Genomic DNA, 26,032 nt, shown 5'->3' with positions numbered 1-26,032 from the left:
ATACGAGTTACCGGTGGTCAGCGAGCCCGGCGGGGGAGGCGGGTCGGCAGCGGCGCACCACGCCGCGGCCGGTCCGCCACCGGAGCAGGAGCCTCGGCGGGTGGCGAGGACGGACGCTGCGGCTGCGGCAAGGGCGGCGGGGCCTGCGACTCGCGGGGCCAGGCGGGGGTGATCATCGCCTGCGCCCCGACCCGGCGGACCGGCAGGCCGTGCGCCTCCCTGGCGGGCAGGCCGGGCCAAATCTCGCCTGCCTCCTTGGCTGCGTCGCGGATCGCGGTGCCGTCGAGCGCGGTGTGCGTCTCCTCGATGTCGCGGTCGAGCCACTGGACGACGAATTCCAGCGGACCGTCGGGCGGCAGCGGCCACAGGAAGATCTCGTGGTCGACGTGGAACGCCGAACCGCCCAGCCCCTGTGCGCGCAGCACCGGCTGATCCGGTTTGGTGGCCGACGGCACGGAGATGGTCTCCGAACTGGCCCGCCTGCCGTCGGGGAAGAGCACCCCGACCAGCAGCGCGTTGTAGTCCGGGACCCGGCGGTGGTCGATGAGGCCTTCGCCGGGTTCGTTCAGCAGGAGATCCCGCGAGTACACCGACAGCTGGAACGACACCGACTCCGGCCACACCTCGATGCCGCGCAGCGCCACGATGGTCCGCTCGGCGCGGCCCAGTGGCATCGACCAGGGCAGGATCGCCGGCACGATGTACTCGTGCGGCGCCTCCACCCAGGGGCGGCCGTTGTAGCCGAACAGTTCCTGTTCCGGCACCGGGAACAGGGGGCGGCTGCGCGGACCGTCGGTGAAGAAGCTCATCGTGGACCGGGCGCGGCAGAACGCGGGGTGAACCTGTCGGACCTGCCGCTCACGCCGTCAACGACCACCATGCGCTTCACGGTATCCGATGACCATGCCGGTACTGAACGGTTTCAACGCACCTTTCGCGTCACCCGAAGCCCTTGAGCTTCACTTTCGTGCCCTTCGGCACCTTGGTGCCCGGCGACGGATCCTGCTGCAGGACGAAGTCGAAACCACCGTTTCCGCCGCCGTGACCGTTGCCGTTTCCGCGACCCTCACGGTCGGGTTCCAGACCCGCCTGTTTCAGGATCTGGATCGCCTCCTCCATCCGCTTGAAGGTCACGTTCGGCACTTCGATGGCGTTCGAAACGAACACCCCGATCCGGCGGTTGCTCGCCTTCCCGCCGCCCTTCGGGTCGGTGCGGATCACCTGGCCGGCGGCGAACTGGTCGGAGAACTCCTCGCCCGCCTGGAACGGCTGGAAGCCCGCCTGCTGCAGGATCTGGAAGGCGGCGTCCTTGCTCTGGCCCGTGACGTCCGGGACCGGCGGCAGCGGTTCGGGACCCTTCGACAGGATGATCGTGACCTGCCCGCCGATGTTCAGCTGTGAACCGGGGCTCGGGTCGACGCGGATCACCTTGTTCTTGGCGACGTCGCTGTACTCCTGTTCGCCCTGGACCGGACTCAGCTGCGCGGCCTTGATCGCCGTTTCGGCGTCCTGCTGGCTCGTCCCGGCCTGGATGTCCGGCACGATCGGACGGCCCTTCGACAGCACGACGTTGACCGTGGCGCCCGGCGCGAGCGACGTGCCCGCGGCGGGGTCGGACCGGATCACCGTGTGCTGGGCGGCGGTGTCGCTGTACTCCTCGCTGTAGGCCGGGGTCAGTTTCGCCGACCGGAGCGCGTCACCGGCGGCGGCCTGGTTCATCCCGGCGAGCTTCGGCACCGAGGACGAGCTTGGGCCGGAATCGTTGAGGATGAAGGCGAACGCGCCGATCAGGCCGCCGAGGATCACCACCGCGGCCACGATCATCAGGTACAGACGCTTGCGCGACCCCGGCTGCTCGTCGTCCGCGGCCGGTTGGGGCCGAGGGGGCGGTGTGCGGGGCGGCTGGGCGGCGGGCGGCGGCGGTTCACGGAGCAGCGCCTGCGTTCCGCGCGGGCCGGTGACCGGCATGGTCGCCTCGGCGACCGGGGCCAGCACCGTCGTCGCCATGGCCGGGTTCGCCACCGGGACCGCCGGGATGCCGGGGGTGGTGCGTTCGGCGTCGGTCTCGCGGTCGGCGTCCGCGGGCAGCGGCACGGGCACCGGGACCGCCGGGACGCCGAGGACGGTGCGCAGATGGTTCAGCTCGGCGAGGAACGCCGCGGCGTCGGCCGGGCGCTGCTCGGGATCGCGGCGCGTGGCGCGCAGGATCAGCTCGTCCAGCTGCGGCGGGATGCCGGGACGCAGCTCGCTGGGGCGCGGGACGTCGTCGTTGACGTGCCGGTACGCCACCGAAAGGGCGGTGTCGCCGGTGTACGGCGGGCGTCCGGTGAGCATTTCGTACAGCAGGATCCCGGCCGAGTAGACGTCGCCGCGCGATGTGGTCGCGCCGGTGGCGACCTGTTCGGGTGAGACGTAGGCGACGGTGCCGAGGATGACGCTCGAACTGGTGGTGCCCGCGCTGGCGATCGCGCGGACCAGGCCGAAGTCGGCCACCTTGACCACGCCGCCCGAAAGCGCCGTGCCGCCGCGGCCGACGAGCACGTTCTCCGGTTTGACGTCGCGGTGCACCAGACCGGCGGCATGCGCCGCGGCCAGTGCGGAGAGCACCGGTTCGGTGATGCTCAGCGCGAGCGCGACGTCCAGCGGGCCACGTTCGGTGAGCAGTTCACGCAGGGTCCCGCCGTCGACGAGTTCCATGACCAGGAACGCGCGGCCGGACTCCTCGCCGCCGGGGGTGTCGAAACCCTGGTCGTGCACCGCCACCACGTGCGGGTGGTGCAGGCGCGCCGCCGAGCGGGCTTCCCGCTCGAAGCGTTCGACGAAGGACCGGTCGTCGGCGAACCGCGGGTCCATGATCTTGATGGCGACCTGGCGGTCCAGGCGGGTGTCGACGCCGCGGTACACCGACGACATCCCACCGCGTGCGAGCAGCTTGTCCACCCGGTAGCGGCCCTCGAGCAGAGTGCCCACCAGAGTGGGATCCGTGCGTGTCACGGCTATGGATCGTACGGAAGTACCCATGTTGTGGTGTACGGGACCTGGCGCGCCGGGGATCACGATTTCCGTCATTTCCTCGAATCGGCGGTATACGTGACCATGTGTGTACTCTCCGTCACGGTCTCGTCGTCACCCATGCGTACCAACGGAGCCGGAGACGGAATGTGGCACAGTGTCACCTGTGAGTGGTATTCCCGTCGCCGACGACATCCTTGACGCAGATGTGGCCGTTCTTCCGCTGCCGGAGGTCGCGACCGCGCTGAACGTTTCGGCCAACAAGGTCCGCCAGATGCTGCGCGACGGCCATCTGATCGCCGTCCGGCGCAAGGGCGAGCTGTACGTCCCTGGCGCGTTCCTGGTGAAGGACGGCGTGGTCAAGGGCCTGGCGGGCACCATCACCGTGCTCGCGGACTCCGGTTTCACCCGGACGGAGATGCTGCGCTGGCTCTTCGCCGCGGACGAGACCCTGCCCGGGGCCACCCCGGTCAACGCGCTCCGCACCAGCCACGGCACCGAGGTCAAGCGGCGCGCGCAGGCGATGGCGTTCTAGCTCTGACCAGCACATACGTCGCGGCCGCGAGAAGCTGACACCCGGCCGCGGCACTCAGCGCCGTGGTCACGGAGAGTGCGCTCAACGGTCCCGCGGCCGCCGCACCCGCCGCGAGTCCGCTGATCTTCACGCTCGCCGCCGTCGTGAAAACCTGAGCCCGCACCCGCGCGGGCGTTTCGCGATGCCGGATGGCGAAAAGCGCCGAAAGTTGCGGCCCTTCGGCGAATCCGGCGAGTACGGCGGCGGCCAGCAGGGTCACCGCGTCGTGCGCTGTCGCCGCGAGCAGGAAACTCGCGCCCAGCAGAACGGTGCTGGCGAGCACGGTGCCGTCCGGTGGTGGCGGCCTGCGGGTCAGCGCGCCGTTCGCGACCAGTGACGCGGCGGCCAGCACAGTGAGCAGAAGCGCGCCGAAGCCCGGAGTGCCCAGCCGTTGGGCGCCGAGCAGCGGATAGCAGACCACCGCGACCCCGATGCCGACGAAGGACACCGTGGACGTCGCGGTGGCTCGCAGCAGCGCGCGGTTGCGGAAGAGGACCGTGAACCCGTCGGCGAGTTGACGGCGGATCGGTGTCGCGGGCTTCGCTTCGACCGCGGGGAGCGACCATGCGGCGGGGAAGGCGGCGGCGACCAGCGTGACGGCGACGGCGACCGCGGCCGGGGCGCCGGCGTACGCGGCCACGAGCCCGGCGAGCCCCGGCCCGGCGAGGCTCGCGGCGGTGAACGTCATCGCGTCCAGGGTGCTCGCCCTCGCCAGCGGTGTCGTGCCGCGGACGTTCGGCAACTGCGCCGTCCAGCCACCCGCCAGCGCGGGGTTGAGCAGCCCCACCGCGACGGCCACCGCGATCGCCGCCGGGAGTTCGACCAGCGCGAGCACCGCGCCGAGCCCGCCCGCGTAGGCGAGCAGCGCCCACGCCAGCAGCCGTCCGGGCCGGGGACTGCGGTCGAGCAGCGCGCCGAGCAGCGGCCCGCCCGCCGCCGCGGAGACCGTCAGGCCCGCGAGCAGCGCGGACCCGGTGGCGGCCGAGCCGTCGACGCTCATGCCGAGCAGGAGCAACGCCGGTCCGGACAGTTCGTCGCCGGTCCTGGCGATCGTCGCACCGGTCAAATAGACGGCGAGCCTGTAACGGCCTCTCATGAGCAAGACGTTACAGTGGGGTGTGACTTCAGCGCAGCGGGATTTCCTGCCCGGCCGTTCGGCGCGGGCGGCGGCGCAGCGGGCGGTGGATCTGCTGGCGGTCCTGCTCGCGCCGGACCCCTCGGTCGCGTCGGTTCGCGCGGTTCTGGAGGCGCACGGCGAGACCTCGGTCGAGTTGGCGCCTTCGGATGTGGCTTCGCTGCGTGAGGCGGCTTCGGAGCTGCGTGAGGTTTTCGCGGCGCGGGATGCCGGGGAGGCGGCCGAGGTGCTCAATCGGCTGCTGGCTCGCTACGCGCATCCGCCGCGGCTGACCGATCACGCCGACGGGTTCGGCTGGCACCTGCACGTGGACGCCGACGACGACGGGCCGTGGGGCGCGTGGCTGGTGACGTCGTCCGCGCTGGCGTTGGCGGTGTTGCTGGCGGACCGTCAGGCGCCGCCGGGAGGGCTGTGTGCGGCTTCGGGGTGCGGGAAGCCGTTCGTTCACTTGGGTGGGGGGAGCCCGCGGCGGTACTGCTCGACGCGGTGCGCGACTCGGGAGCGGGTCGCTGCGCACCGGCGCGGTCGGTCACCTGCGGCGCAATGAAGGACGCTTTCATAGCAAAATTTGCTATGAAAGCGTCCTTCATTGCACGTGGGAAGCGGGACTCAGCCCTGCTTGTCCCGCCAAGCGATCCAGGACCGCAGCTTGTCGAGGTTGTAGTCCGGCCCGCCGGTCGCCACGGTGAACAGCGAGACGCCCAGCTCCAGCAGCTTCGGGCCCAGCTCCTCGGGCTCGCCTTCGACGGCGACCGAACGCTCGATCTCCTTCGGGTCCCGGCCGACGTCGGCGCAGTGCTGGTCGAGGATCTTGACCTTGCGCTCCACGACCTCCGGGTCGCCGAAGCCGTGCCAGATGTCGGCGTGCTTCGCGACCAAGCGCAGCGTCTTCTTCTCGCCGCCGCCACCGATCAGCACCGGGATGTCCCGGACCGGCTGCGGGTTCAGCTTGCCGAGCCTGCTCTCGATCCGCGGGAGCGCCTCGGCGAGGTTGTCGAGCCGCCCGCCCGCGGTGCCGAACTCGTAGCCGTACTCGTCGTAGTCCTTCTCGAACCAGCCGGAGCCGATGCCGAGGATCAGCCGTCCGTCGGAGATGTTGTCGACGGTGCGGGCCATGTCGGCCAGCAGTTCGGGGTTGCGGTAGCTGTTGCACGTCACGAGCGCGCCGATCTCGACCCGCGACGTGGACTCCGCCCAGGCGCCCAGCATGGTCCAGCACTCGTAGTGCAGGCCCTCGGGTTCACCGTAGAGCGGGTAGAAGTGGTCCCAGTTGAAGACGATGTCCACACCGAGGTCTTCGGCCTCCGAAGCCGCCCGGCGGATCGCCTTGTACTCGGCGTGCTGCGGCTGCAGCTGGACGCCGATCCGGATCTTCCTGTTCGAAGCAGTGGTCATATCCGCACCTTAAGCCTGGAGTTGCTCCACGCGCTCGCCAGCATCTTGGGCAGCGCGACTTTCAGCCGGCGGCGGCGGGGGACGACCGCGCGGGTGTTCAGCACGTCGTGACCGAGGGCCTCGATCTCGTCGAGAATGCCTTCGTAGAGGACGAGGGCGGTCCGCACGCAGTCCCGGGATTCCTCGCGCAGCAACGGAATGCCCGCTTCGGCGCGGCGGTACACCGCCCGGTTGCGCGCCACCGCGACGGCGAGCGCGCGCCGGACCCGCCGGTCGGGCAGCCCGCGCGCACGGGACCATTCGAGCAGTTCGCGGTCGACGCCGAACGCGGCCAGCTCCTCCGTCGGCAGGTACAGCCTCCCGCGGTCGAGGTCCTCGCCGATGTCGCGCAGGAAGTTGGTCAGCTGGAACGCCTCGCCCAGCGCGGCGGCGCCGGGGCCGGCCTCCTCGACCGGGACGACGGTGCCGAAGACGGGCAGCATCTGCAGTCCGATCACCTCGGCCGAACCGTGGACGTACTCCTGGAGGTCGGCGTAGGTCGCGTACTCGGTGATCTTGAGGTCCATCGCCATGGACCGCAGGAACGCGTCGAACAACTCGCGGTCCAGGTCGTGGCGGCGCACGGTGTCGGCGAGCGCGGTCAGGACCGGAGCGGCCGGTGTCCGGCCGTCGAAGATCCGCGCGACCATGACGGCGACCTCGTCCAGCGCGGCCGCGGGATCGGTGCCCGGCGCGGGGTTGTCGACCAGTTCGTCCGCCATCCGCGCGAAGCCGTAGAGCGCGTGCGCGAACGGCCGCGTCCGCGGCGGCAGCAGCCGGGTCGCGAGGAAGAAGGTGCGGCCGTGGTGCGCGTTGATGCGGCGGCATTCGGTGTACGCGGCGCGCAACGCCGGGCCGGTGATGCCCGCGGCGTCGAGTTCGTTCACCGGCCGGTGACCCTTCCCGCCGCCAGCCTGCCGGAGATCACCACCGGTGGGATGCCGACGCCGGGTATGGTCCCGCAGCCCGCCAGTACGACGTTTTCCGCCGCTCGCATCAGGTTCCCCGGCCGGAACGGGCCGGTCTGGGCGAAGGTGTGCGCGAGCGAGAACGGGGTGCCCGCGGTGAGCCCGCGTTCCGCCCAGCCCTCCGGGGTGATCGTCTCGTCGACGGTGAAGTCGTCCGCGAACCCGGTCAAGCCGCGCTTTTCCAGCGTACGCAGGAGTTCCTCGCGATAGGCGGGGCCGACCCGGCGCCAGTCGATCTTGCCGCGGCGCAGGTTCGGCGCCGGGGCGAGCACCGAGATCACCTGATCGCCGCCGGGGGCCAGTCCCGGTTCGGTCGCGGTCGGCCGGGTCACCAGCAGCGACGGGTCGCTCATCAGCTTGCCTTCGCGGATGATCTCCGAGAACGTCTTTTCCCAGGCGTGACCGAAGAAGATGGTGTGGTGGCCCAAATCCGGCCACGTTTTCGGCGCGTGCCCGTGCAGCACGACGGCCGACGGCGAGTACCGCAGCGGCAGCGGCCGCCGGGGGCGGGCGCCGAGCAGCCGGTACGCGGTGCCGAGCTCGGTCGCGAGAACCACGGTGTCGCAGGGGATCCGCTCGCCCGAGCGGGTCCGTACCGCGCGCACCCGCGAGGAAACCCTTTCCAGCCAAGCGGCTTCGGTGCCGAAGCGCACTTCCGCGCCGGCGCGTCCGGCCGCGTTCGCCATCGCTCGCGCGATCTCGCCCATCCCGCCCGCCGGGTAGTAGACCCCGCCGACGGTGTCCATGTAGGAGATGACGCCGTACGCGCCGATCGCGCGCGCCGGATCGAGTCCCGCGTAAAGCGCCTGGAAGGAGAACAGACGGCGCACGCGGTCGTCGCGCAGGAAGCCGCCGATCTTCGGGCCGAGCCGTCCGAAACCGCCCAGCGCGGCCAGTTTCGCCAGTTCCGGCCGTACGAGATCGAGCGGCGAGTCGAAGTTCGCGCCGATGAAACGGTCCTTCTGCACCGCGTACAGCTCGGTCAGCCAGCGCCGCAACCGGCGGTAGCCCTCGGCTTCGGCGGGACCGGCGGCCGCGCGGATCTCGGCCTCCATCGCCGCCGCCTCGGTGTGCACGGCGATCGTGCTGCCGTCGGCGAACTTCGCACGGTAGGCCGGGTCGAGGCGCGTCAGCGTCAGGTTGTCCGAGAGGGATTCGCCGACCGCGGAAAAGGCCTCGTCGAGCAGTTCGGGCATGGTCAGCACACTGGCGCCGGTGTCGACGGTGTTGCCGCCGAAATCCGCCTGCCCCGCCCGGCCCCCGGGGCTCTTTTCCTGCTCCAGCAGGGTCACCCGGCGGCCGGCGCCGAGCAGGTGCAGCGTCGCCGACAACCCGGCGAGCCCGCCACCGATCACCACCACGTGGTCACTCGGACCGGTGACAGTGCGCATCAGTACGTCCGCTGGGTCGCCTTGACGACCAGCCCGGTCAGCGCGGCGGGAGCGGGCTCGGCCAGGTGAGCGCGGTCGAGCGCCGCCATCGCCGAGTCGGTGAGCTCGTCGATGCGGCGTTCCACCGCGTCGACCGCGCCGACGTCCTGCAAGGCTTCGCGCACGGCCTCGACGGCCTCTTCGGACAGGTGGGCGTCGCCGATGGCGTCGGAGATGACCTTCGCCGCCGCGTCCTTGCCCTGCTCGGCCGCGCGCTGGAGACCCAGCGCGACCAGCAGCGTCCGCTTGCCCTCACGCAGGTCGTCGCCCGCGGGTTTGCCGGTGACCGACGGGTCGCCGAACACGCCGAGCAGGTCGTCCCGCAGCTGGAACGCCACGCCGACCTCGTCGCCGAACTCGCGCAGCGTCGCGATCAGGGCGTCGTCGGCGCCGCCGAGCGCGGCACCGAGGTGCAGCGGGCGCTGGACGGTGTACGCGGCCGTCTTGAGCTTGCAGATGTGCAGTGCCGCCTCGGGGGAGGCGTCGCCGGTGGCCTGGGTGCGGACGTCGAGGTACTGCCCGGCGAGTACTTCGGTGCGCATCGCGCGCCACGCCGGCCGTGCCGCCGCGAGGACCGCGGGCGGAAGCGGGGCCTCGCCGAACATGTCGTCGGCCCAGGCCAGCGCGAGGTCGCCGACCAGGACGGCGGTCGCGAGCCCGAACGTGCTCGGCGAACCCAGCCAGCCGCTGTCGGCGTGGAGTTTCGCGCCCGCGATGTGCACGGTCGGTGAACCGCGGCGCGAATCGGAGGAGTCGATGAGGTCGTCGTGGATCAGCGCGCACGCCTGGATCAGCTCCAGGCTCGCCACCGCCTGCAGCACGCCTTCGACGTCCGGCCCCGCCGGATCGCCGCCGGCGCCGCGCCAGCCCCACCAGGCGAACGTCGGGCGCAGGCGTTTGCCGCCGCCCAGCACGAATCCGGCCAGCGCGTCGATCCCGACCCCGACGACCGGTTCGGTGCGGCGGATTTCGGCACCGGCGCGCTCGAGGAATCCGGCCAGCGCCCGCTCGACGTTGGCGGGCAGATCGGCGTCGTAGGCGGACGTGTCCATGAGCACATCCTCCGGGAAGGACGTCTTCATGACCCAGTCGGGTGCCGTGGAATGTGGCGAACGAGACGTCAGCCGTGGGTCTTGTCGTAGTGCCGTTTCGCCCGCGCCCGGTTGCCGCAGTCCGACGAACTGCACCAGCGCCGCGACCGGTTGCGCGTGTGGTCGGTGAACACCCAGCCGCAGCCGGGCCCTTCGCACTCCCGGATCCGCTCCAGATCCCCGGTCCGGAGCAGCTCCTCGGCCGCCAGCGCGAGGAAGTGCGGCAGCGCGTCGCCGCTCTCCAACGGCACTTCCCATCGCAGCGGCAAGGACTGCGGGAGCGACGCGTGCCGGTATGCCTCGATCAGGGGCTTTCGCAGCGCCGTGACGTCCGGCGGATCCGACACGAGCACGCCATACAGCGCTTCGCGGAAGGCCCTCACGGCCTCCAGGACGGCATCGGAGATCTCCAGCCGTTCGGTGCCCGCGCCGACCAGGACGACCCACTCCGACAGCCGGTTCGGGGTGGAAAGCCGGTCTTCCCGCCGGGCTGGATCGCGCCGCCAGGAAACGGTGTTGACCAGGTCCAATGGCACGCTTCCGCCGATGCTGTCGTACCCGTCCCAGTGGCCGTCCATGAATTCTCCTAATGGTCAAAACTAGTTTAGCTTGTTAGGCTTGGTCCTATGAGAACGCTCCGGCGGAACTACCTGGCCGGCGCCCGTGTCGGGCTCGGGCTGGGTGTCGCGACCTTCGTCCTCGGCGTCACTTTCGGCGCGTACAGCCAGACCCTGGGCTGGGGGATCGCGGCCCCGATCGCCGCGTCGATCCTCGTGTTCTCCGGCTCCGCCCAGTTCGCGATGGCCACCGCGCTCGCGGGCGGCGGCAACATCGCCGTCGCGGTCGGCGCCGCCGCCCTGATCAACGCCCGGTTCCTGCCGATGGGCGCCGCCGTCGCCGCGGATCTGCGCGGAGGACGGCTGCGCCGCGCGTGGGAGGGCCAGGCCGTCGTCGACGGTTCGTGGGTGGCCGCGCACCTCGGCGAGGGGCGTTTCGACCGCGAAAAACTCATCGGCTGCACCCTTGTCCAGTTGCCCGCGTGGGTGCTGGGGACCGTGCTCGGCGTCCTGGCCGCGCCGCCGCCGGACGTCGTCGCGCGGTTCGGGCTCGACGTCGTGTTCCCCGGTTTCTTCCTGGTCCTGCTCATCGACGAACTGCGCCGTTCCCGCGAGGCGATCCGGACCGCGGCGCTCGCCGCCTGCCTCGCCGGGATCCTGGTGCTGTTCGTCCCGGTCGGGCTCGCGCTGATCGGCGCGTCGGCCGCCGCGCTGCTGGGCCTGGGGGCGCGACGATGACGCTCTGGCTCGCCATCGTCGCCGTCGCGCTGGTCAGCATCGGGTTCAAGGCGGCGGGCCCGGTCCTGCTCGGCGACCGGACCCTGCCACCACGTCTGGCGGGCGTGATCGCGTTGCTGGCGCCCGCGCTGCTGGCCGGTCTCGTGCTGACCGACGTGACCGGTCCGGCCTGGTCCGGGGTCGACTGGACGCTGTGCGCGGGACTGGCCGCGATCGCGGTGACCTACCTGCTGCGCGTCCCGGTGCTCGCCGCGATCCTCTGCGGGGTCGTCGTCACCGCGGTGCTCCGGTTCCTCGTCTAGGCCCAGAACGGTCCGCTCAGCCCGGCCTGTTCGAAGTACGCGGCCGCGGCGGCCGGATCCCGGCGGGTGTAGCCGTGGTCGAGCCTGCCGTCGTACCAGCCGGCCGCGAGCCGCCACAACGTCGCGAGGTCCATGACGTAACCCTTGTCCTGCCCCGTTTCTGCCAGCCAATCGTCCACACAGGACTCGCCACAGAACAGGCGCTGGTTCCCGCAGGTGTGCACGACGTCGTCCCACATCCGGGCCGCCGGGACCAGGAAATGCGCGACCAGATCACCCTTCGGCGGGACCTGGTCGTTCACCAGCAGGGCCCGCGGTTCGCCGCAGCCCCGGCAGCGCGTGGACACCAGCACCTCGGGTTCGGCCTTCACCAGATGCGGGATCGCGAACGCGTCCCACGCGCAGCCGCCCCACCACAGCGTCCGCTCGCCCATCACCGAGAAACCCAGCGGGATCGCCGCGAACGGATGCGCCATCACGACGTGCTCGCAGTCGTCGAGCACGAGGTGCCGCCGCTCCGCGAGCCGGTGCAGCGCCTGCTTCGCCACCGCGAGCGATCCGTGGGCGGCGTCGGCCAGTTCCGGTGCCGTCGGCGGCCTCCCGTGCTCGGCGAACGCGCGGTAGACCGCGACGCGGACGTCCTCGTCCCAGCTGGTGTCGGTTTCGGCGCTCATGGCGGCTCCCTGTGCTCGCCACCGAGTCTCCCCAGGCCGGCGCCACTCGGCAACCGCTCGCGAGTGGCCGAGGTCGCATGCCCACAGCCTGAGAGGGGGCTCCCAGCCAGCGGACGGCCCCCTTAACATGGCGGTATGACGTCGGTGGTCGAGCGGTTGCAGGGTGATGGACCCGTGTTCTCCATCGAGTTCTTCCCGCCTCGTGACGCGGCCGACGAGGCGGTGCTGTGGAAGTCGATCCGGGAACTCGAGCCGCTGGACCCGGCGTACATGTCGATCACCTACGGCGCGGGCGGCTCCAGCCGGGACGGCACGATCCGCAGTATCGCCCGCGTCGCCACCGAAACCACGCTGGTGCCGATGGCGCACCTCACCGCCGTGAACCACTCGGTCGCGGAACTGCGCAACGTCATCGGCTGGTACGCCGCCGTCGGCGTGCGGAACATCCTCGCGCTGCGTGGCGACCCGCCGGGCGACGTCTACGGCGACTGGGTCCCGCATCCGGACGGGCTCAACTACGCCGAAGAACTCGTGGAACTGGTGCGTTCGCTCGGCGACTTCTGCGTCGGCGTCTCGGCGTTCCCGTACGGCCACCCGCGGTCGGCGAACCTCGAGGCCGACACCGAGTACCTCGTGCGCAAGCTGCGCGCGGGCGCGGATTTCGCGATCGCGCAGCTGTTCTTCGAGCCGGAAGACTTCCTCCGCCTGCGTGACCGGGTGGCGGCCACCGGCTGCGAGGCGCTGGTCATCCCCGGCATCATGCCGCTGACCACGCTGAGGACACTGCGGACGTCGATCAAGCTGTCCGGCGCGCCCACCGCGCCGCGGCGGCTGCTGGACCGGCTCGAGCCGCTGGCCGACGACCCGAAGGCCTTCCGCGCGGAGGGTATCGACGTGGTGACCGAACTGTGCGAGCGGCTGATCGCCGAAGGCGTCCCTGACCTGCACTTCTACACGTTCAACCGGTCCAAGGCCACCCGTGAGGTGGTCAGCAGGCTCGGGCTGGTCCCGGCCCGGGCGTAACTCCGTACCGAAGTCGCCCGCTGTCCCGGTAGCGTGCCGGTCATGGCTTCGACCGCGCAAAGTGTGCACCAGATCTGTGACCGGTACGTCGACGAGTACGCCGCGGCCGACCCGGTCGCCGCGACGACGTTCGGCATCTCCGGATACGACGACCGACTGACCGACTACTCGCCTGCCGGACACGCGGCCAGGGCGGCGATCGCCACGCGCGCGCTGGCCGAGATCGAAGCGGCCGAACCCGCCGACGACGGCGAGCGCGCGGCCAAGGCGGTGTTCACCGAGCGGATCGGGTTGCAGCTGGAGATCCACGAGGCGGGTCTCGACATCGCGGCGCTGAACGTGATCGAAAGCCCCGTGCAGGAACTGCGCATGGTCTTCGACCTCATGCCCACCGACACGGCGGAGAACTGGGCGACGATCGCCGCCCGGATGGCGAAGGTGCCGGAAGCGCTCGACGGTCTCCGTGCCTCGCTGCTCGCGGCCGCGAACGCCGGCCGGGTGTCGGCGTTGCGGCAGGTCGGCAAGGTCGCCGAGCAGGCGGAAACCTGGGCGGGGTTGAAGGACGACGCCGGCTTCTTCGAGACGCTGATCTCGGGAGCGAAGGACGTCGACGAGAAGCTGCGCACCGAGCTCGGCCAGGCCGCTCACGCCGCTCAGGAGGCGTACGCGGAGTTCGCCGGTTTCCTCCGCGCCGAACTCGCCCCGCTGGCGCCGGTCAAGGACGCCGTCGGCGCCGACGTGTACAAGCTGTGGTCCCGGCTGTTCACCGGAGCCACCCTCGACCTGGACGAGGCCTACGCCTGGGGCTGGGCCGAATTCACCCGCATCGAAGCGGAAATGCGGGAGGTCGCCGGCCGGATCAAACCCGGCGCCACCCTCGCCGAGGCGGCCGCCGTCCTCGACGCCGACCCCAAGTACGTCGTCCGCGGCCGGGCCGAATTCCAGGCCTGGATGCAGAACTTGTCCGACAACGCGATGAAGTCGTTGCGCGGCAAGCACTTCGACATCTCCGACCGGGTGATGGAGCTGGAATGCAAGATCGCCCCGCCCGGCGGCACCGTCGGCGCGTACTACACCGCCCCGAGCGAGGACTTCGCGCGTCCCGGCCGCATGTGGTGGTCGCTGCCGCAGGGCCGGGACCAGTTCGTCACCTGGCGTGAGGTCAGCACCGTCTATCACGAGGGCGCGCCGGGTCACCACCTGCAGATCGCGACCGCGGTCGACCAGTCCGACTCGCTGAACAAGTACCAGCGGCTGCTCGCGTTCACCTCCGGGCACGCCGAAGGCTGGGCGCTGTACTCCGAGCGGCTGATGCAGGACCTCGGCTTCCTCGCCGACGACGGCGACCTGCTCGGCATGCTCTCCGAGCAGCTGTTCCGCGCCGCGCGCGTGATCGTCGACATCGGCATGCACCTGGAACTGGAGATCCCGGCGGGCACCGGCTTCCACGAGGGCGAACGCTGGACGCCCGAGCTGGGCCTGGAGTTCATGCTCACCCGCACCGTCACCGACCCGGCCCACGTGCACGACGAGATCGACCGCTACCTGGGCTGGCCCGGGCAGGCGCCGTCGTACAAACTCGGCGAACGCCTGTGGCTCGCCGCGCGGGACGAGGCCCGGGCCCGGCAGGGGGACGCGTTCGACATCAAGCAGTTCCACACGCGGGCGCTGGCGCTCGGCGGGATGGGGCTGGACACGCTGCGGGAGATGCTGGCCGCACTGGACTGAGCCGCCCTCCTTCGGCCCTCGCGCGCGCAATGAAGGAGCCTTTCATTGCAAAATTTGCAATGAAAGGCTCCTTCATTGCATCCGGAGCGACCCTCCGGATGCGTGCTCCCACCCTGTCCGGAGCGAGCTGGCCGCAAGTCCGTGAAGGCCTCCTTGAGGGACCCAGAGTCCCTCAAGGAGGCCTTCACGGACACTCGGGCCTCACCGTGAGCCCCACCGGCCTCAGCGACTCACGACCACCATGACCCGCCGCGTGCCGCAATTCACGTGCCCTGCCACCGAAGCCTTGATACGTTCCCCCTCGTGCACCGGATCTTTCTCGTCACCCCACCCCCCGCGTCCTGAGCGGGGTGTCTCCGGCCGCGCGGCGTTCCAGCCGCCCGGCCGATCCGTGCTGCACTGAAGCACCCCGCGTCGTCGCCGTCCACTGACACGACAAAGACGCAGGAGCGTTTCCCCATGTCCGTAGCCGTACCCACGCGCGCCCGATCGTCGGCCGCGCTCGTCCTCGCCGGTGTCCTCTGGGGGACCGGCGGCCTCGCCGGATCCCTGCTCGCCTCCCGTGCGGGGCTCCATCCACTGAGCGTCGCCGCGTACCGGCTGCTCATCGGCGGCGTGATCGCCACCGGCTACCTCTGGCTCACCGGGGGCCTCCGCGGCCTTCCTCGCACGACACAGGTCCGCCGTCGCCTCCTGGCGGTCGGCGGCTTGTTCGCCCTTTTCCAGACCAGCTACTTCGTGGCGGTCTCGTTGAGTTCCGTGAGCGTCGCGACGATGACCACCATCGGCAGCGCGCCCGTTCTGCTCGCCGTCGCGACGGTCGTCAGGACCAGGAAGCTTCCCACGCGGTGGACGGCGGTGTCGCTGGCCGGTTCCCTCGTCGGGCTGGCGCTGTTGCAGTGGACTCCCGGAGAAGAAGTCAACGCCGCCGGAGTGCTGTTCGCCCTGTTCGCCGCGGCCGGGTTCGCCGCGCTGACGCTGGTGACCGCGACCCGCGTCGAGGGGCTGGATCCCTTGCCCACCACGGCGTTCGGCTGCCTGATCGGCGGCGCCGCGCTCACGCCCGCCGCGTTGTGGTTCGGGATGGCCGTGCCGGTCCAGGCCGACGTGCTCGCGCTCGTCGTCTACTTCGGTGTCGTGCCCACGGCGCTGGCGTACGCCGCGTACTTCCGCGGTCTCGAAGGCGCACATCCCGTACTGGCCGCGTTGTCCGCCCTGCTGGAACCGTTGACCGCCGCGCTGCTGTCCATGGTCCTGCTCGGTGAACGGCTCGGCGCCGTGGGCTGGTGCGGCGCGGCGGTGCTCATCGCCGCGCTCGCCGTCGCCTACTCGAAACCTTAGAGCGGCAGCGTCCGCCCGAGGATCGCGAACGCCCGCGGATCCCCGGCGAAGTGGTAGTCCCGCAGCACGTCGACGAAGCCGACGCGCCGGTACAGGTTCCAGGCCCGGCTGGTGCCTTCCGGCGTGGAAAGGAGGACGTGGGCATTGGGCACGCCGTCGAGCAACCGCCGCAGGAGGTCTTCGCCGATCCGCTTCCCCTGGCTTTCGGGGCTGACGTGGATCTCGGTGAGCTCGAAGTAGTCCGACATCCAGTGCTCGGCGGCGGCCTGGCCCTCGCGGCGGGTCAGGCCGTGGCGGACCTGTTCGTGCCACCACTGGCCACCGCGGCCCTTGTAGCCGTAGGCGAGCCCGAGCAGGACGCCGTCCGCGTCCAGCGCGGCCATGCAGCGCCAGCCTTCACGCAGCGCGTGCGTGAGCCACATCGGCGCGCGTTGCTCTGCCGTGCCTTCGGGGTAGCGCATGGCGTTGACGTAGATGGTCAGCGCCTCGGGGAGCCGGGCGCGGAACTCGTCCGCGGACAGCTGGACGTAGCGGGTGCATTCCGAGGACATCGCGGTCACGGGCGCCCATCCTGCCCGGCGCCCGCGATGTCCGCGGGAGTGCCCCCGGTCAGCGCGACGAGGCGAGCGAACGTCGTGGGGTACACCGACTTCGGATGTCCGGCGGCGGCCCAGACGACGTCGTGGGCGCGTAACGCGGTGTCGACGAGGGTGGTCAACGCCTTCGGGTGACCGACCGGGGCGACGCCGCCGATCGGCTGCCCGGTGTGCGCGCGGACGAAATCCGCGTCCGCCTTGCCGATCTCGTCGGCGCCGGTCAGCGAGGCGAGGATGCCGGTATCGGCGCGGTGCGCGCCCGAGGTCAGGGCGAGCAGGGCCGTTTCCGTCTCGCCGGTGCGGCTGCGGAACACGAGGCTGTTCGCGATCGCGCCGACCTCGACACCGAGCGCTTCGGCGGCTTGCGCGGCCGTGCGGACTTCGGCGGGGAGGATCCGGATCCCGTCCGCGGCGTCCTGCTGACCCGCCTCGGCGAGCGCGGCCGCGACCTTGGCCACCGAGGGATGCCCGGACTGGTCGATGGTGCTCATGAGCCTATGAGATCACGTGGCCGATCCCGTGTCCCGCACCACATGCGGCGATCACCCCGGTACGGGGTTGAAGGAATGGGCACTTCGGGGTTACATTGGTCTTGTTCGAACAGACGTTCGACATTCGGTGAGCGCGCACCGGTAGGTGCCCGGCGCGGGGGCGGGGGAAGCGCCTCGGCGCCGGGCACCGGCCGGCGCTCACGTACAGGAGGAGGGTCGTCATGTCCGTTTCGGTCGTGTCCCCTGACGAAGCCGAGAGGCCGGGGGGCACCGCGCAGCCCGCCCTGCCGATGTCGTTGCGCCCGCCGGCACCACCCGCGGCGGTCTCCTTGTACGCACAGGCGAGGCGCGGTCTCGCCGAGGCAGAGCGGGAAAACGATCCCGCGGAGCGGTTCATCGGGGCGTATCTCGCCGCGCTGCGGGGCGCGGCGGCGGTACTGGAGGCCCGCGGCCGTCCGCACCGGGGCCGGGCCCGGCCGGCGAGCGGCTGGGTGCTGCTCGACTCCGTCGCGCCCGAATTGAAGGAGTGGGCGGCGTTCTTCGCGGCCAACTCCGCGACGCGGGCCGCCGCTCAGGCGGGGATCACCGGCAAGGTCACCGTCGAACTGGCGGACGAGCTGACGCGGGCCGCCACGGTGTTCCTGGAACTCGTCCGACGGGTGGTGCACGGGCTGCCGATGGGTGATTCGGCGCATGTGGCTTAGCAGCCTGTCGGCGGAGCTGCGGTTTCGTCCGGAAAGTGGCCATACCCGTGAACCCGCCCGGCCGAAGGCCCCGCTATCGCGGTGGCAGGGCGCCTTCACACCTTCGTGACTTGAAAGACCAGGTCGCGCCCTGCCGACGCCGATCGCGGACGCGGGTTCACCTATTCGACAGAGTCACCATGGAGAGGGGGTGCCCGATGGCCGGGCAGGCCATGATCGACCAGGGCAGGTTCCTGGAGATGATCGGCGCCGAAACCGAGCTGATGGCCCGGGTGGCGCACACCGCGTCCGCCGACGCGCCGGTCCCGACCTGCCCCGGCTGGACGCTCGGTGAGGTCCTCAGGCACGTCGGCAGCGTGTACCGGGTCACCCGCCGCTGGATCGTCGACGGGCGGCGTCCCGAGCACTGGCAGCGCAAACCGGGGCCGATGCAGTCGCTGGAGGAGTACTTCCGCGAGGGCCGGGACGAGCTCGTCTCCGAACTGTCCGCCCACGACCCGGAGGCATCGGCGCCGACCTGGTGGCCGGCCGACCGCAGCTACGGGTTCTGGCGGCGGCGGATGGCGCACGAGACGACGATCCACCGGATCGACGCGGAGAGCGCCGCCGGCCGGGAAGTGTCGGTGATCCCCGAAGACGTGGCACTCGACGGGATCGACGAGGCACTGGTGCTGTGGTTCGGCCAGCGGCTGCCGTTGCTGGGTTTGTCCGGCACCAGGACCGGATCGGTCGGCGTGCGTACCGCGGGCCACCACTGGATCGCCAGAGCCGGGCCCACGGAAACGGTCGCCTGGCGATGCTCCGCCGAGGAGGCCCAGCGCGCGGACGATCTGATCACCGGGCATCCGGACAAGATCTACCGCTGGCTCTGGGGCCGGGCGGGTCCGACGGCGGTGACGGTCAGCGGAGACCAGGACATGGCGGGACAACTTTGGGCACTTTTGCGGCTCGCGACTCGATGACCGGTCGGTGGGGAAGCCAAACCGGTCAGCGCCAGTCGGCGGAGCCGATGATGTGCCTGAAGAGCGGATTCGCCTACATCACTCGGAAGTGTCGGTGGTGCCGTCTAGGTTCACGGGTGTGGCATCACAGCTGGTGAACCTGGTCTTCGACTCGGCCCTTCCCAGAGATCTGGCGGGTTTCTGGGAAGGGCTGTTCAGCTGGGACGCCCCGTTTCAACCGGCGTTCCGCTCCGAGGCGGTCCCCAAACGGGGCAAGAACCGGCTGCACCTGGATCTGGCGAGCCGTTCGCCCGGGCACCAGGCCGAGCTGGTGGACCGCGCGCTGTCCCTCGGCGCACGGCACATCGACATCGGCCAGGGCCCGCCGGAGGAGAAGCGGGTGCCGTGGGTGGTGCTCGCGGACCCCGAGGGCAACGAGTTCTGCGTCCTCGAACCGCGCGAGCAGTATGAGGGCTCCGGCGCGATCGCATCGGTCGTCACCGACGCCCTCGATCCGGAGCGGCTCGCGCGGTTCTGGGCGGCCGCCCTGAGCTGGGAGATCGGCGTCCGCGAGAAGACGATCGTGGGTCTGCGGCCACCGGGCGGCCGCGGCCCGTGGGTCGAGTTCCTCGCCACGAAAGAGGAGAAGCAGCACAAGAACAGGCTGCGGTTCGAGATCGCGCCACGGCGAGGCAAGAGCCGGGCGGCCGAAGTCCGGCGTCTCAGGGAGCTCGGCGCGGCAGGGCAGGGTTCGGCAGGGCAGGGTTCGGCGAAGCAAGGCGCCGTGGCCATGGTGGATCCGGAGGGCAACGAGTTCAGCGTGCTCGCGCCCCGCTAGTTGTTTCGCCGGGGTTGCGCGGTGGCGTCGAACGCTGACCTGAGCGAAACACCCGCGCCGTTGGCAGGCAACAACCGGCCGGGACCGTGGAGGACATGGAGACCTATCGAGTCCGGCCCGCCCAGCTTCACCCCGGTGAAGAGACAACGACCGCGTCGGCCTGGCGGGTCCGGATCCGCGTGGACGACCGGCCGGGCACCCTGGCCAGGATCGCGATCCGGCTGGCCGACCTCGAGTGCAACATCCTCGGGTTGTCGGTGCTCCCGGTCCCCGGCGGCGTGCTCGACGAGATCGTCCTGCGGCCGGCCACCGGTCTGCCGCGGCAACTGCTCATCGACGCGATCCGCGACGAAGGATGCGAATGCTCCGCCGTCATCGACGCTGATCTGGCCGAACTGGTCGATCCGGCCACCGCGACGTTCGCCGCGGCCAAGAGAGCCGTCGAGGAGCCCAGCGGTCTCGCGGAGGTCCTTCGCGGCGTTCTCGCGGCCGATGTCGTCACGAAGGTCCCGTCGATCGAGGCGAACCCTGCTCGCACGGAGGGCGGGCATCGGGCGGTGTTCCCGGCGGGCGACGGCACCGCGTTCGTCGCGCGCCGCCGGTGGTCGCCGTTCGTCGAACTGGAACTGAGCCGCGCGGTCGCGCTGACCGGGCTGATGACCGCCGTCCGCGACAACGTGACCGGTCCGGTCGTGCTCGACCGGGCAGACGGCGCCGCGATCGTCCTGCGGAAAGGTGCCCCCGGTGACGCGGAAGCGGTGTCCGCGCTGCACCAGAGATGCTCGATGACCACGCTTTTCCACCGCTACCACACGGGGATGCGCGCCGTGCCGCGCCGCTGGCTGCACCGGCTCCTGATGCCGCCGCGGGGGATCAGCCTGCTCGCGGTCTGCGGCCGGGACGTGATCGGTCTCGGCCAGCTGATTCCGTCGGCCGACGCCGGCGCCGCCGAAGTCTCGCTCCTGGTCGAGGATTCCTGGCAGCGCCAAGGCATCGGCACCGCCTTGCTGACCAGGCTCGCCGTCCTCGCCGCCGCCAAGGGAGAGCGCGAACTCGCCGCCGTCTGCCTGCCCGGTGACGATTCCCTCTACCGCACCGCCGCCCGCACGGGGCTCCGCCCCGAACGTGCCCCCGGCGACTCCGGCACCCTGCGCCTCACGCTCCCCAACCCCCGCAATTAGTCACCTGGTTGCCAGAGAAACGATCGCAACCAGGTGACTAATTGCGGTTCCAGAACCAGTCTTTGCCGCGGGCCTCGCCCAGTGCGCGCTTCTTGCGGTCGGGAGTGAGCCGATCCAGATAGAGCTTGCCGTCGAGGTGGTCGGTCTCGTGCTGCAGGCACTGGGCGAGCACCTCGAAGCCTTCGACCTCGACGGGCTCGTTGCGCAGGTCGACACCCCGCACCACCGCGTGCTTCGCGCGGACGACCGGGAACCACAGCTCCGGCACGGACAGGCAGCCCTCGCCGATCTCGTGCGTCTCTTCGGACAGCTCGACGATCTCCGGGTTGATCACGTACCCGCTCAGCCCGCCGACGTCGTAGCTGAACACCCGCAGGCCGACCCCGATCTGCGGCGCCGCGAGCCCGGCGCGTCCGGCCGGTTTCACCCCGTCCATCAGATCGGTCACCAGTGACTCGATCTTCTTGTCGAAGGTCTTGACCGGGTCGCATACGGTCTTGAGCACGGGATCCCCGAAGTAGCGCAGGTCGCGCATCACCATGTTCGAACGTCCTTCTCCGCAGGTCTGAGCCGTGATTCTAGGCCCGCAGGCGCAGTCCCTTGGGAGTCGCCCGGAAACCCGCCTCCTGGAGGACGCTGGAAAGCTCCGAGGTGAGTGCCACTTCGCCGTCGGCTTTCTGCACGGCGAGCTGACCCAGCCAGCCTTCCCGCACCGCCGTGGACAACGCCCGCGCGGCCGACCGCAACGTCTCCTGGTCCTCGGTGAAACTCAGCAGTGACCGGCCGCCGCGTTCGACGTACATCGCCGGGACGCCGTCCACGAGCACCGCCAGCGCGCCCGCCTTCCTTGCCGGACGGTGCTTCGGGTCGCCCGTCGCGGCGGGCCACGGCAACGCGGCGCCGTAGGGCTGGGCCGGGTCGGCGGCGGCGAGTACGACGGCGCCTTCCGTGGTGGTGCGCTGGTTCCCGGACTGCGCGCGCAGCCTGTCGACCGCGCCCTTCGCCGCGAACTGCGCCGCGCCGAGCCCTTCGACCACGTAACCGCGGACGACCTGGCCCGAATCCTCCATACCGCGCAAAACCTTGTAGATCCCGGAAAACCCACCCGTCACGCGCTCGGTGTCGAGCGCGCCCCTGGTGAGGACGCCGTGCCGTTCCAGGAACGCCTCCGTCCGCGCGAGCGCACGCCGGGTCGGGTCCGGTGCGCGGTCCGGAGTCAGCGCCCAGCGCCCCGCGACCGTCGGCGGGCCGGTGCGCGAAGGCATCGCCGGTCGCCCGGCACGAAGCCGCGCGTACCGGCCACGAGGAGCTTGCCGTCGTGGCTTGTGCGCCGCGCCGGAACCGGAGACCTGCGCCCGCAACGGGCCCAGCGTGTCCCCGGTGACCAGCCCGGCCCAGACGAGATCCCACAGCGCGGCGACGACTTCACCGTCGTTGGGCGGGGTTTCGACCAACGGTGACGCCCGGTCCACGAGCTGGCGGAAGAACTGCGCCCCACCCTCCAAAGTGGACAGAATGGCCTGGTGCAGCGGCCCGGAGGGCAGATCGTCGTCGAGGTCGGGCAGCAGCAGATCGGCGACGTCCGTGGGGGCGAGCGCCAGCCAGCCGTCGCCGCCGGACAGGGAACCGCAGCCACACCAGGTGACCTCGCCCGCCGTGGTGAGTTCGTCCAGCAGTGACGGGGTGTAGCCGGGCAGCCTGCTCGGCAGGATCAGCGACTCGACGGCGCTCGCCGGGAGCGGGGCACCGGCCAGTTGCTCGACCACGGACAGCACGTCGTCCGCCGTCGGCGCCGACCGCACGCGCGCGCCGATGCCGTGCCACGACGGCAGGAACCGGCCCAGCGCCGCCGGTTCGACCGGTTCGACCTCGGCCCGCAGCCGGGCCAGCGACGCCCGCCTGAGCCTGCGCAGCACCGACGCGTCGCAGAATTCCATTCCGACGCCGTGGGTCTCCGGATGCCCGATCGGGCTCAGCTCACCCCGGACCAGCCTGCCCTGCGCGGTCAGCCTGTCCAAGACACCGGTGACCACGGCCGTCCCGAGCCCGAACCGCTCGGCGGCCTGACGGGCGCTGAACGGGCCGCGGCTGCGCGAATAACGCGACAGCAGGTCGCCGACGGGATCGTCGACCGGTTCGGTGAACGCTTCCGGCACGCCGACCGGCAACGCGGTGCCCAGTGCGTCCCGCACCCGGCCCGCGTCCTCGATGGCGATGAAACGTTCGCCGCCGCCGATGCGGACCCGGAGCACCCGGCGCGCGGCTTCCAGTTCCTCCAGCCAGCCCCGCTGGATGCCGCGCGCGGCGGCTTCCTCGATCGAGAGATCTCCGAGGAACCGCAACAGATCCGCGGCTTCCTCGGCGTTGCGGGCATGCCTGTCGGGGTCGAGGCGTTGCAGTGAACGCTCGACTTCGGCGACGACCTCGGCGTCCAGCAGCTCCCGGATCGCCTCGGTGCCGAGGAGTTCGGCCAGCAGCGTCGAATCCAGCGCCAGCGCCGCCGCGCGCCGTTCCGCGAGCGGGGCGTCGGTCTCGTACAGGAACATGCCGACGTAGCCGAAGAGCAGGCTGCGCGCGAACGGGGACGCCGACGGCGTCTCGACCTCGACCAGCTTGACCTTCCGCGACCGGACGTCGGCCATCAGTTCGCGCAGCCCGCCGACGTCGTACACGTCCTGCAGGACTTCCCGCATCGCCTCCAGCACGACGGGGAACCGCTCGTACTTGGCCGCGACCGAAAGCAGTTGCGACGCACGCTGCCGCTGCTGCCACAGCGGCGTGCGGCGGCGCGGGTCCCGGCGGGGGAGCAGCAGCGACCGGGCCGCGCATTCCCGGAACCGGGCGGCGAACAACGCCGAGCCGCCGACCTCGGAGACGATCAGCTGCTCGACCTCCTCCGGATCGAGCAGCACGTCTTCGACGCCGATGGTGATTTCCGAGCCTTCCGAGTCCAAGGCTTCCGGCAGTCGCAGCACGATGCCGTCGTCGGAATGCGCCACCTGGGCGTCGACCCCGCGGTTCTCGCGCAGCCGGGCCGCGATCGCGAGCGCCCACGGCGCGTTGACCTGAGCGCCGAACGGGGAGTGCAGGATGACCCGCCAGTCACCGAGTTCGTCGCGGAACCGTTCCAGCAGCACGGTCTTGTCGTTCGGCACATGGCGAGTGGCGGACTTCTGTTCTTCCAGATAGGCCAGCAGGTTGTCGCACGCGTACTCGTCCAGCCCGGCGACGGCCGCGCGTTCCCTGGCCGCCGAAGGCTCCGAAGTGGACAGTTCGCGGACGAACGCGCCCAGCGCCCGCCCCAGTTCCAGCGGGCGGCCGGGGGCGTCGCCCTTCCAGAACGGCATCCGCGCGGGCTCACCCGGCGCCGGCACCACGATCACGCGGTCGTGGGTGATGTCGGTGACCCGCCAGGAGGAGGTGCCGAGCAGGATCGTGTCCCCGACGCGGGATTCGTAGACCATCTCCTCGTCGAGCTCGCCCACCCGCGACCCGGGTTTGTCGTCGCCGCCCGGCGTCATCACGGTGAACAGGCCGCGATCGGGGATCGTGCCGCCGGAGGTCACCGCCAGCCGCTGCGAACCCGGACGGCCGTGCAGTTCGCCGCTGACCCTGTCCCAGGTGATCCGGGCGCGCAGCTCCCCGAACTCTTCGCTGGGGTACCGGCCGGCGAGCATGTCGAGCACGGCCAGCAACGCGTCGTCCGGCAGGGACGCGAACGGCGCCGCGCGGCGGGCGAGGGCGGCCAGTTCGTCGACGGTCCAGGATTCGAGCGCCACCATCGCCACGATCTGCTGCGCGAGCACGTCCAGCGGGTTCCGCGGGTACCGCACCGCCTCGATCGACCCGGACGCCATCCGTTCCGCGACCACCGCGCAGGAGACGAGGTCGCCCCGGAACTTCGGGAACATCACCCCGCTCGACACCGCGCCGACCTGGTGCCCGGCCCGGCCGACACGCTGGAGCCCCGAAGCGACCGTCGGCGGCGCCTCGATCTGCACGACGAGATCGACCGCTCCCATGTCGATGCCGAGCTCCAAGGACGACGTCGCCACGACGCAGGCGAGACGGCCGGTCTTGAGCTCCTCTTCGACGTGGGTGCGCTGCTCGCGCGACATCGAGCCGTGGTGCGCCCGCGCGATCACCGGCGCCGCGCCGGTGGTGAGCCCGGACTGGCCGATCGCCTCGGCCGGATACCGCTGATCCGGCTCCAGTTCGGACTGTTCCGCCACCAGTTCGTTGAGCCGCGCGGTCATCCGCTCGGTGAGCCGCCGTGAGTTGGCGAACACGATCGTCGACCGGTGTGCCTGGATCAGTTCGAGGACCCGCTCCTCCACCGCGGGCCAGATCGACGGCCGCCGCGGTGCGCCGTCGATGTCCTCGAGCGAGCCGGGGAGCCGAGCCAGCCCCGCGTCGAGGTCTTCGTTCTGCTTCGGCCCTTGAGGACCGTCGAGATTGGACATGTCCTCGACCGGGACCTCGACGCGGACCTCGATCGTCTTCGCGAGCTTCGGCTGGACGATGGTGACCGGCCTGCCGCCTGCCAGGAACGAGGCGACCTCGTCGATCGGCCGGACCGTCGCCGACAACCCGATCCGCTGGGCGGGCTTCTCGAGAAGAGCGTCGAGCCGCTCCAGCGACAAGGCCAGATGCGCGCCGCGTTTGCCGCCCGCGACCGCGTGCACCTCGTCGATGATCACCGTCTCCACGCCGCGCAGCGAGTCACGCGCGGAGGAAGTGAGGATGAGGAACAGCGACTCCGGCGTGGTGACCAGCACGTCCGGCGGGGTCTTGCCGAACGTGCGCCGCTCGGCGGCGGTGGTGTCGCCCGTCCGCATGCCGACGCCGATGTCCGGCACCGGCAGCCCCAGCCGCCGCGACGCCTGCGAGATGCCTGCCAGCGGTGCCCGCAGATTGCGCTGGACGTCGACCGCCAGCGCCTTCAGCGGCGAGACGTAGAGGACGCGGCAGCGTTTCCGCGGCTCGGAGGGCGGCGGCTCGACCGACAGCCTGTCCAGCGCCCAGAGGAACGCCGAGAGCGTCTTACCGGAGCCCGTGGGGGCCACGACCAGCGCGTGTTCCTTCGCGTGCGCGGCACGCCACGCCCCCTCCTGCGCCCGGGTGGGCGCGGCGAAGGCCCCGGTGAACCAGTCCCTGGTCGCGGGGGAGAAGAGGTCGAGTACGTCTGCCACGCCCTCCATAGTGCGCCGGACCACCGACAGTTTCGCTCCGAGCCCTGGTCGGCGGAGCTGAGACGGGCCTGCCAACAGGACC

24 protein-coding genes are annotated in these 26,032 nt (G+C 71.1%); 11 read left to right on the top strand and 13 right to left on the bottom strand.

All coding sequences use genetic code 11. The annotated features are described in order from the left end of the window. Positions 1-17: 17 nt before the first annotated feature. The gene (locus ACIHAO_RS26260; RefSeq protein WP_396562057.1) at positions 18-809 is read right to left on the bottom strand and encodes a hypothetical protein; all 792 of its coding nucleotides are present in this window, start codon (positions 807-809) and stop codon (positions 18-20) included. 130 nt (positions 810-939) lie between these two features. Continuing rightward, positions 940-2,994 (bottom strand): Stk1 family PASTA domain-containing Ser/Thr kinase, encoded by a 2,055-nt coding sequence (gene pknB / locus ACIHAO_RS26255; protein WP_396562055.1) that lies wholly within the window; start codon positions 2,992-2,994, stop codon positions 940-942. A gap of 184 nt (positions 2,995-3,178) precedes the next feature. On the opposite strand from pknB, the gene ACIHAO_RS26250 reads away from it, so the two are divergent. Further along, positions 3,179-3,547 (top strand): Rv2175c family DNA-binding protein, encoded by a 369-nt coding sequence (locus tag ACIHAO_RS26250; protein ID WP_396562053.1) that lies wholly within the window; start codon positions 3,179-3,181, stop codon positions 3,545-3,547. Here ACIHAO_RS26250 and ACIHAO_RS26245 read toward each other — a convergent pair. Continuing rightward, positions 3,516-4,682 carry an MFS transporter gene (locus ACIHAO_RS26245; protein WP_396562051.1) on the bottom strand — a complete coding sequence of 389 codons (1,167 nt, stop codon included), beginning with the start codon at positions 4,680-4,682 and terminating at the stop codon, positions 3,516-3,518. The genes ACIHAO_RS26250 and ACIHAO_RS26245 overlap by 32 nt on opposite strands. A 22-nt stretch (positions 4,683-4,704) precedes the next feature. On the opposite strand from ACIHAO_RS26245, the gene ACIHAO_RS26240 reads away from it, so the two are divergent. Further along, entirely contained in the window at positions 4,705-5,268 is a 564-nt protein-coding gene (locus ACIHAO_RS26240; RefSeq protein ID WP_396562049.1) for a CGNR zinc finger domain-containing protein, read from the top strand. Between the two features lie 62 nt (positions 5,269-5,330). On the opposite strand, the gene ACIHAO_RS26235 is transcribed toward ACIHAO_RS26240, so the two are convergent. The 5 genes from ACIHAO_RS26235 to ACIHAO_RS26215 all read right to left on the bottom strand — a co-directional run bounded on the left by ACIHAO_RS26235 (position 5,331) and on the right by ACIHAO_RS26215 (position 10,222). Continuing rightward, positions 5,331-6,116: an LLM class F420-dependent oxidoreductase gene (locus ACIHAO_RS26235; protein ID WP_125785332.1), complete on the bottom strand. Its 786-nt coding sequence runs from the start codon at positions 6,114-6,116 to the stop codon at positions 5,331-5,333. Beyond that, on the bottom strand, positions 6,113-7,042 hold the full coding sequence (locus ACIHAO_RS26230) for a phytoene/squalene synthase family protein (RefSeq protein WP_396562047.1): 930 nt from the start codon (positions 7,040-7,042) through the stop codon (positions 6,113-6,115). Before ACIHAO_RS26230 ends, ACIHAO_RS26235 begins: the two co-directional genes overlap by 4 nt. After that, entirely contained in the window at positions 7,039-8,514 is a 1,476-nt protein-coding gene (gene crtI, locus ACIHAO_RS26225) for a phytoene desaturase family protein (protein ID WP_396562045.1), read from the bottom strand. The genes ACIHAO_RS26230 and crtI overlap by 4 nt, the downstream gene beginning before the upstream one ends. Next, a complete protein-coding gene (locus ACIHAO_RS26220) occupies positions 8,514-9,605 on the bottom strand; it encodes a polyprenyl synthetase family protein (RefSeq protein ID WP_396562043.1) in 1,092 nt (363 codons plus the stop codon). The genes crtI and ACIHAO_RS26220 overlap by 1 nt, the downstream gene beginning before the upstream one ends. A gap of 68 nt (positions 9,606-9,673) precedes the next feature. Beyond that, entirely contained in the window at positions 9,674-10,222 is a 549-nt protein-coding gene (locus ACIHAO_RS26215) for a CGNR zinc finger domain-containing protein (RefSeq protein ID WP_396562041.1), read from the bottom strand. Positions 10,223-10,270: 48 nt separating this feature from the next. On the opposite strand from ACIHAO_RS26215, the gene ACIHAO_RS26210 reads away from it, so the two are divergent. Both ACIHAO_RS26210 and ACIHAO_RS26205 read left to right on the top strand, forming a co-directional pair. Next, positions 10,271-10,939, top strand: coding sequence for an AzlC family ABC transporter permease (locus ACIHAO_RS26210; RefSeq protein ID WP_396562039.1), 669 nt, complete (start codon positions 10,271-10,273; stop codon positions 10,937-10,939). Continuing rightward, positions 10,936-11,241: an AzlD domain-containing protein gene (locus ACIHAO_RS26205; protein ID WP_396562037.1), complete on the top strand. Its 306-nt coding sequence runs from the start codon at positions 10,936-10,938 to the stop codon at positions 11,239-11,241. The genes ACIHAO_RS26210 and ACIHAO_RS26205 overlap by 4 nt, the downstream gene beginning before the upstream one ends. On the opposite strand, the gene merB is transcribed toward ACIHAO_RS26205, so the two are convergent. Next, positions 11,238-11,915, bottom strand: a complete 678-nt coding sequence (gene merB, locus ACIHAO_RS26200; RefSeq protein ID WP_396562035.1) for an organomercurial lyase — start codon at positions 11,913-11,915, stop codon at positions 11,238-11,240. The genes ACIHAO_RS26205 and merB overlap by 4 nt on opposite strands. 135 nt (positions 11,916-12,050) lie before the next feature. On the opposite strand from merB, the gene metF reads away from it, so the two are divergent. From metF to ACIHAO_RS26185, 3 genes are all read left to right on the top strand, one after another. After that, positions 12,051-12,938, top strand: coding sequence for a methylenetetrahydrofolate reductase [NAD(P)H] (metF, locus tag ACIHAO_RS26195; RefSeq protein WP_396562033.1), 888 nt, complete (start codon positions 12,051-12,053; stop codon positions 12,936-12,938). A gap of 42 nt (positions 12,939-12,980) precedes the next feature. Beyond that, positions 12,981-14,666, top strand: a complete 1,686-nt coding sequence (locus tag ACIHAO_RS26190) for a DUF885 domain-containing protein (RefSeq protein WP_396562031.1) — start codon at positions 12,981-12,983, stop codon at positions 14,664-14,666. 459 nt (positions 14,667-15,125) lie between these two features. Beyond that, positions 15,126-16,007 carry a DMT family transporter gene (locus ACIHAO_RS26185; protein ID WP_396562029.1) on the top strand — a complete coding sequence of 294 codons (882 nt, stop codon included), beginning with the start codon at positions 15,126-15,128 and terminating at the stop codon, positions 16,005-16,007. On the opposite strand, the gene ACIHAO_RS26180 is transcribed toward ACIHAO_RS26185, so the two are convergent. Further along, positions 16,004-16,567, bottom strand: coding sequence for an N-acetyltransferase (locus ACIHAO_RS26180; RefSeq protein WP_037304242.1), 564 nt, complete (start codon positions 16,565-16,567; stop codon positions 16,004-16,006). The genes ACIHAO_RS26185 and ACIHAO_RS26180 overlap by 4 nt on opposite strands. Beyond that, positions 16,564-17,094 carry a YbaK/EbsC family protein gene (locus ACIHAO_RS26175; protein WP_396562027.1) on the bottom strand — a complete coding sequence of 177 codons (531 nt, stop codon included), beginning with the start codon at positions 17,092-17,094 and terminating at the stop codon, positions 16,564-16,566. Before ACIHAO_RS26175 ends, ACIHAO_RS26180 begins: the two co-directional genes overlap by 4 nt. Positions 17,095-17,315: 221 nt before the next feature. Here ACIHAO_RS26175 and ACIHAO_RS26170 point away from each other — a divergent pair, with 221 nt between their 5' ends. From ACIHAO_RS26170 to ACIHAO_RS26155, 4 genes are all read left to right on the top strand, one after another. Next, the gene (locus tag ACIHAO_RS26170) at positions 17,316-17,798 is read left to right on the top strand and encodes an SAV_6107 family HEPN domain-containing protein (RefSeq protein ID WP_007029300.1); all 483 of its coding nucleotides are present in this window, start codon (positions 17,316-17,318) and stop codon (positions 17,796-17,798) included. A gap of 197 nt (positions 17,799-17,995) precedes the next feature. Beyond that, complete coding sequence (locus tag ACIHAO_RS26165) at positions 17,996-18,760, top strand: maleylpyruvate isomerase family mycothiol-dependent enzyme (protein ID WP_396562024.1); 765 nt, start codon at positions 17,996-17,998, stop codon at positions 18,758-18,760. Positions 18,761-18,878: 118 nt separating this feature from the next. Next, positions 18,879-19,577, top strand: a complete 699-nt coding sequence (locus ACIHAO_RS26160) for a VOC family protein (protein ID WP_396562022.1) — start codon at positions 18,879-18,881, stop codon at positions 19,575-19,577. Positions 19,578-19,672: 95 nt separating this feature from the next. Further along, positions 19,673-20,758, top strand: coding sequence for a GNAT family N-acetyltransferase (locus ACIHAO_RS26155; protein ID WP_396562020.1), 1,086 nt, complete (start codon positions 19,673-19,675; stop codon positions 20,756-20,758). A 37-nt stretch (positions 20,759-20,795) separates the two neighbouring features. Here ACIHAO_RS26155 and def read toward each other — a convergent pair whose 3' ends face one another. After that, complete coding sequence (gene def, locus ACIHAO_RS26150) at positions 20,796-21,299, bottom strand: peptide deformylase (protein WP_396562018.1); 504 nt, start codon at positions 21,297-21,299, stop codon at positions 20,796-20,798. 37 nt (positions 21,300-21,336) lie between these two features. Next, positions 21,337-25,959, bottom strand: a complete 4,623-nt coding sequence (locus ACIHAO_RS26145; protein ID WP_396562016.1) for an ATP-dependent helicase — start codon at positions 25,957-25,959, stop codon at positions 21,337-21,339. Positions 25,960-26,032 lie beyond the last annotated feature (73 nt).

The organism is Amycolatopsis sp. NPDC052450 (assembly GCF_044547565.1).
In the GTDB taxonomy this organism is placed as follows: Bacteria; Actinomycetota; Actinomycetes; order Mycobacteriales; family Pseudonocardiaceae; genus Amycolatopsis.
This window is presented reverse-complemented; position numbering and strand designations above follow the sequence as displayed.

Excerpts from the sequence above, each read along its gene's own strand:
- crtI (WP_396562045.1), bottom strand. The coding sequence starts at position 8,514 with ATGCGCACTGTCACCGGTCCGAGTGACCACGTGGTGGTGATCGGTGGC.
- ACIHAO_RS26210 (WP_396562039.1), top strand. The coding sequence starts at position 10,271 with ATGAGAACGCTCCGGCGGAACTACCTGGCCGGCGCCCGTGTCGGGCTC.
- ACIHAO_RS26260 (WP_396562057.1), bottom strand. The coding sequence starts at position 809 with ATGAGCTTCTTCACCGACGGTCCGCGCAGCCGCCCCCTGTTCCCGGTG.
- merB (WP_396562035.1), bottom strand. The coding sequence starts at position 11,915 with ATGAGCGCCGAAACCGACACCAGCTGGGACGAGGACGTCCGCGTCGCG.
- ACIHAO_RS26155 (WP_396562020.1), top strand. The coding sequence starts at position 19,673 with ATGGAGACCTATCGAGTCCGGCCCGCCCAGCTTCACCCCGGTGAAGAG.
- def (WP_396562018.1), bottom strand. The coding sequence starts at position 21,299 with ATGGTGATGCGCGACCTGCGCTACTTCGGGGATCCCGTGCTCAAGACC.
- ACIHAO_RS26245 (WP_396562051.1), bottom strand. The coding sequence starts at position 4,682 with ATGAGAGGCCGTTACAGGCTCGCCGTCTATTTGACCGGTGCGACGATC.
- ACIHAO_RS26185 (WP_396562029.1), top strand. The coding sequence starts at position 15,126 with ATGTCCGTAGCCGTACCCACGCGCGCCCGATCGTCGGCCGCGCTCGTC.
- ACIHAO_RS26205 (WP_396562037.1), top strand. The coding sequence starts at position 10,936 with ATGACGCTCTGGCTCGCCATCGTCGCCGTCGCGCTGGTCAGCATCGGG.
- ACIHAO_RS26170 (WP_007029300.1), top strand. The coding sequence starts at position 17,316 with ATGTCCGTTTCGGTCGTGTCCCCTGACGAAGCCGAGAGGCCGGGGGGC.
- ACIHAO_RS26145 (WP_396562016.1), bottom strand. The coding sequence starts at position 25,959 with ATGGAGGGCGTGGCAGACGTACTCGACCTCTTCTCCCCCGCGACCAGG.
- ACIHAO_RS26235 (WP_125785332.1), bottom strand. The coding sequence starts at position 6,116 with ATGACCACTGCTTCGAACAGGAAGATCCGGATCGGCGTCCAGCTGCAG.
- ACIHAO_RS26190 (WP_396562031.1), top strand. The coding sequence starts at position 12,981 with ATGGCTTCGACCGCGCAAAGTGTGCACCAGATCTGTGACCGGTACGTC.
- ACIHAO_RS26175 (WP_396562027.1), bottom strand. The coding sequence starts at position 17,094 with ATGAGCACCATCGACCAGTCCGGGCATCCCTCGGTGGCCAAGGTCGCG.
- metF (WP_396562033.1), top strand. The coding sequence starts at position 12,051 with ATGACGTCGGTGGTCGAGCGGTTGCAGGGTGATGGACCCGTGTTCTCC.
- ACIHAO_RS26165 (WP_396562024.1), top strand. The coding sequence starts at position 17,996 with ATGGCCGGGCAGGCCATGATCGACCAGGGCAGGTTCCTGGAGATGATC.
- ACIHAO_RS26220 (WP_396562043.1), bottom strand. The coding sequence starts at position 9,605 with ATGGACACGTCCGCCTACGACGCCGATCTGCCCGCCAACGTCGAGCGG.
- ACIHAO_RS26215 (WP_396562041.1), bottom strand. The coding sequence starts at position 10,222 with ATGGACGGCCACTGGGACGGGTACGACAGCATCGGCGGAAGCGTGCCA.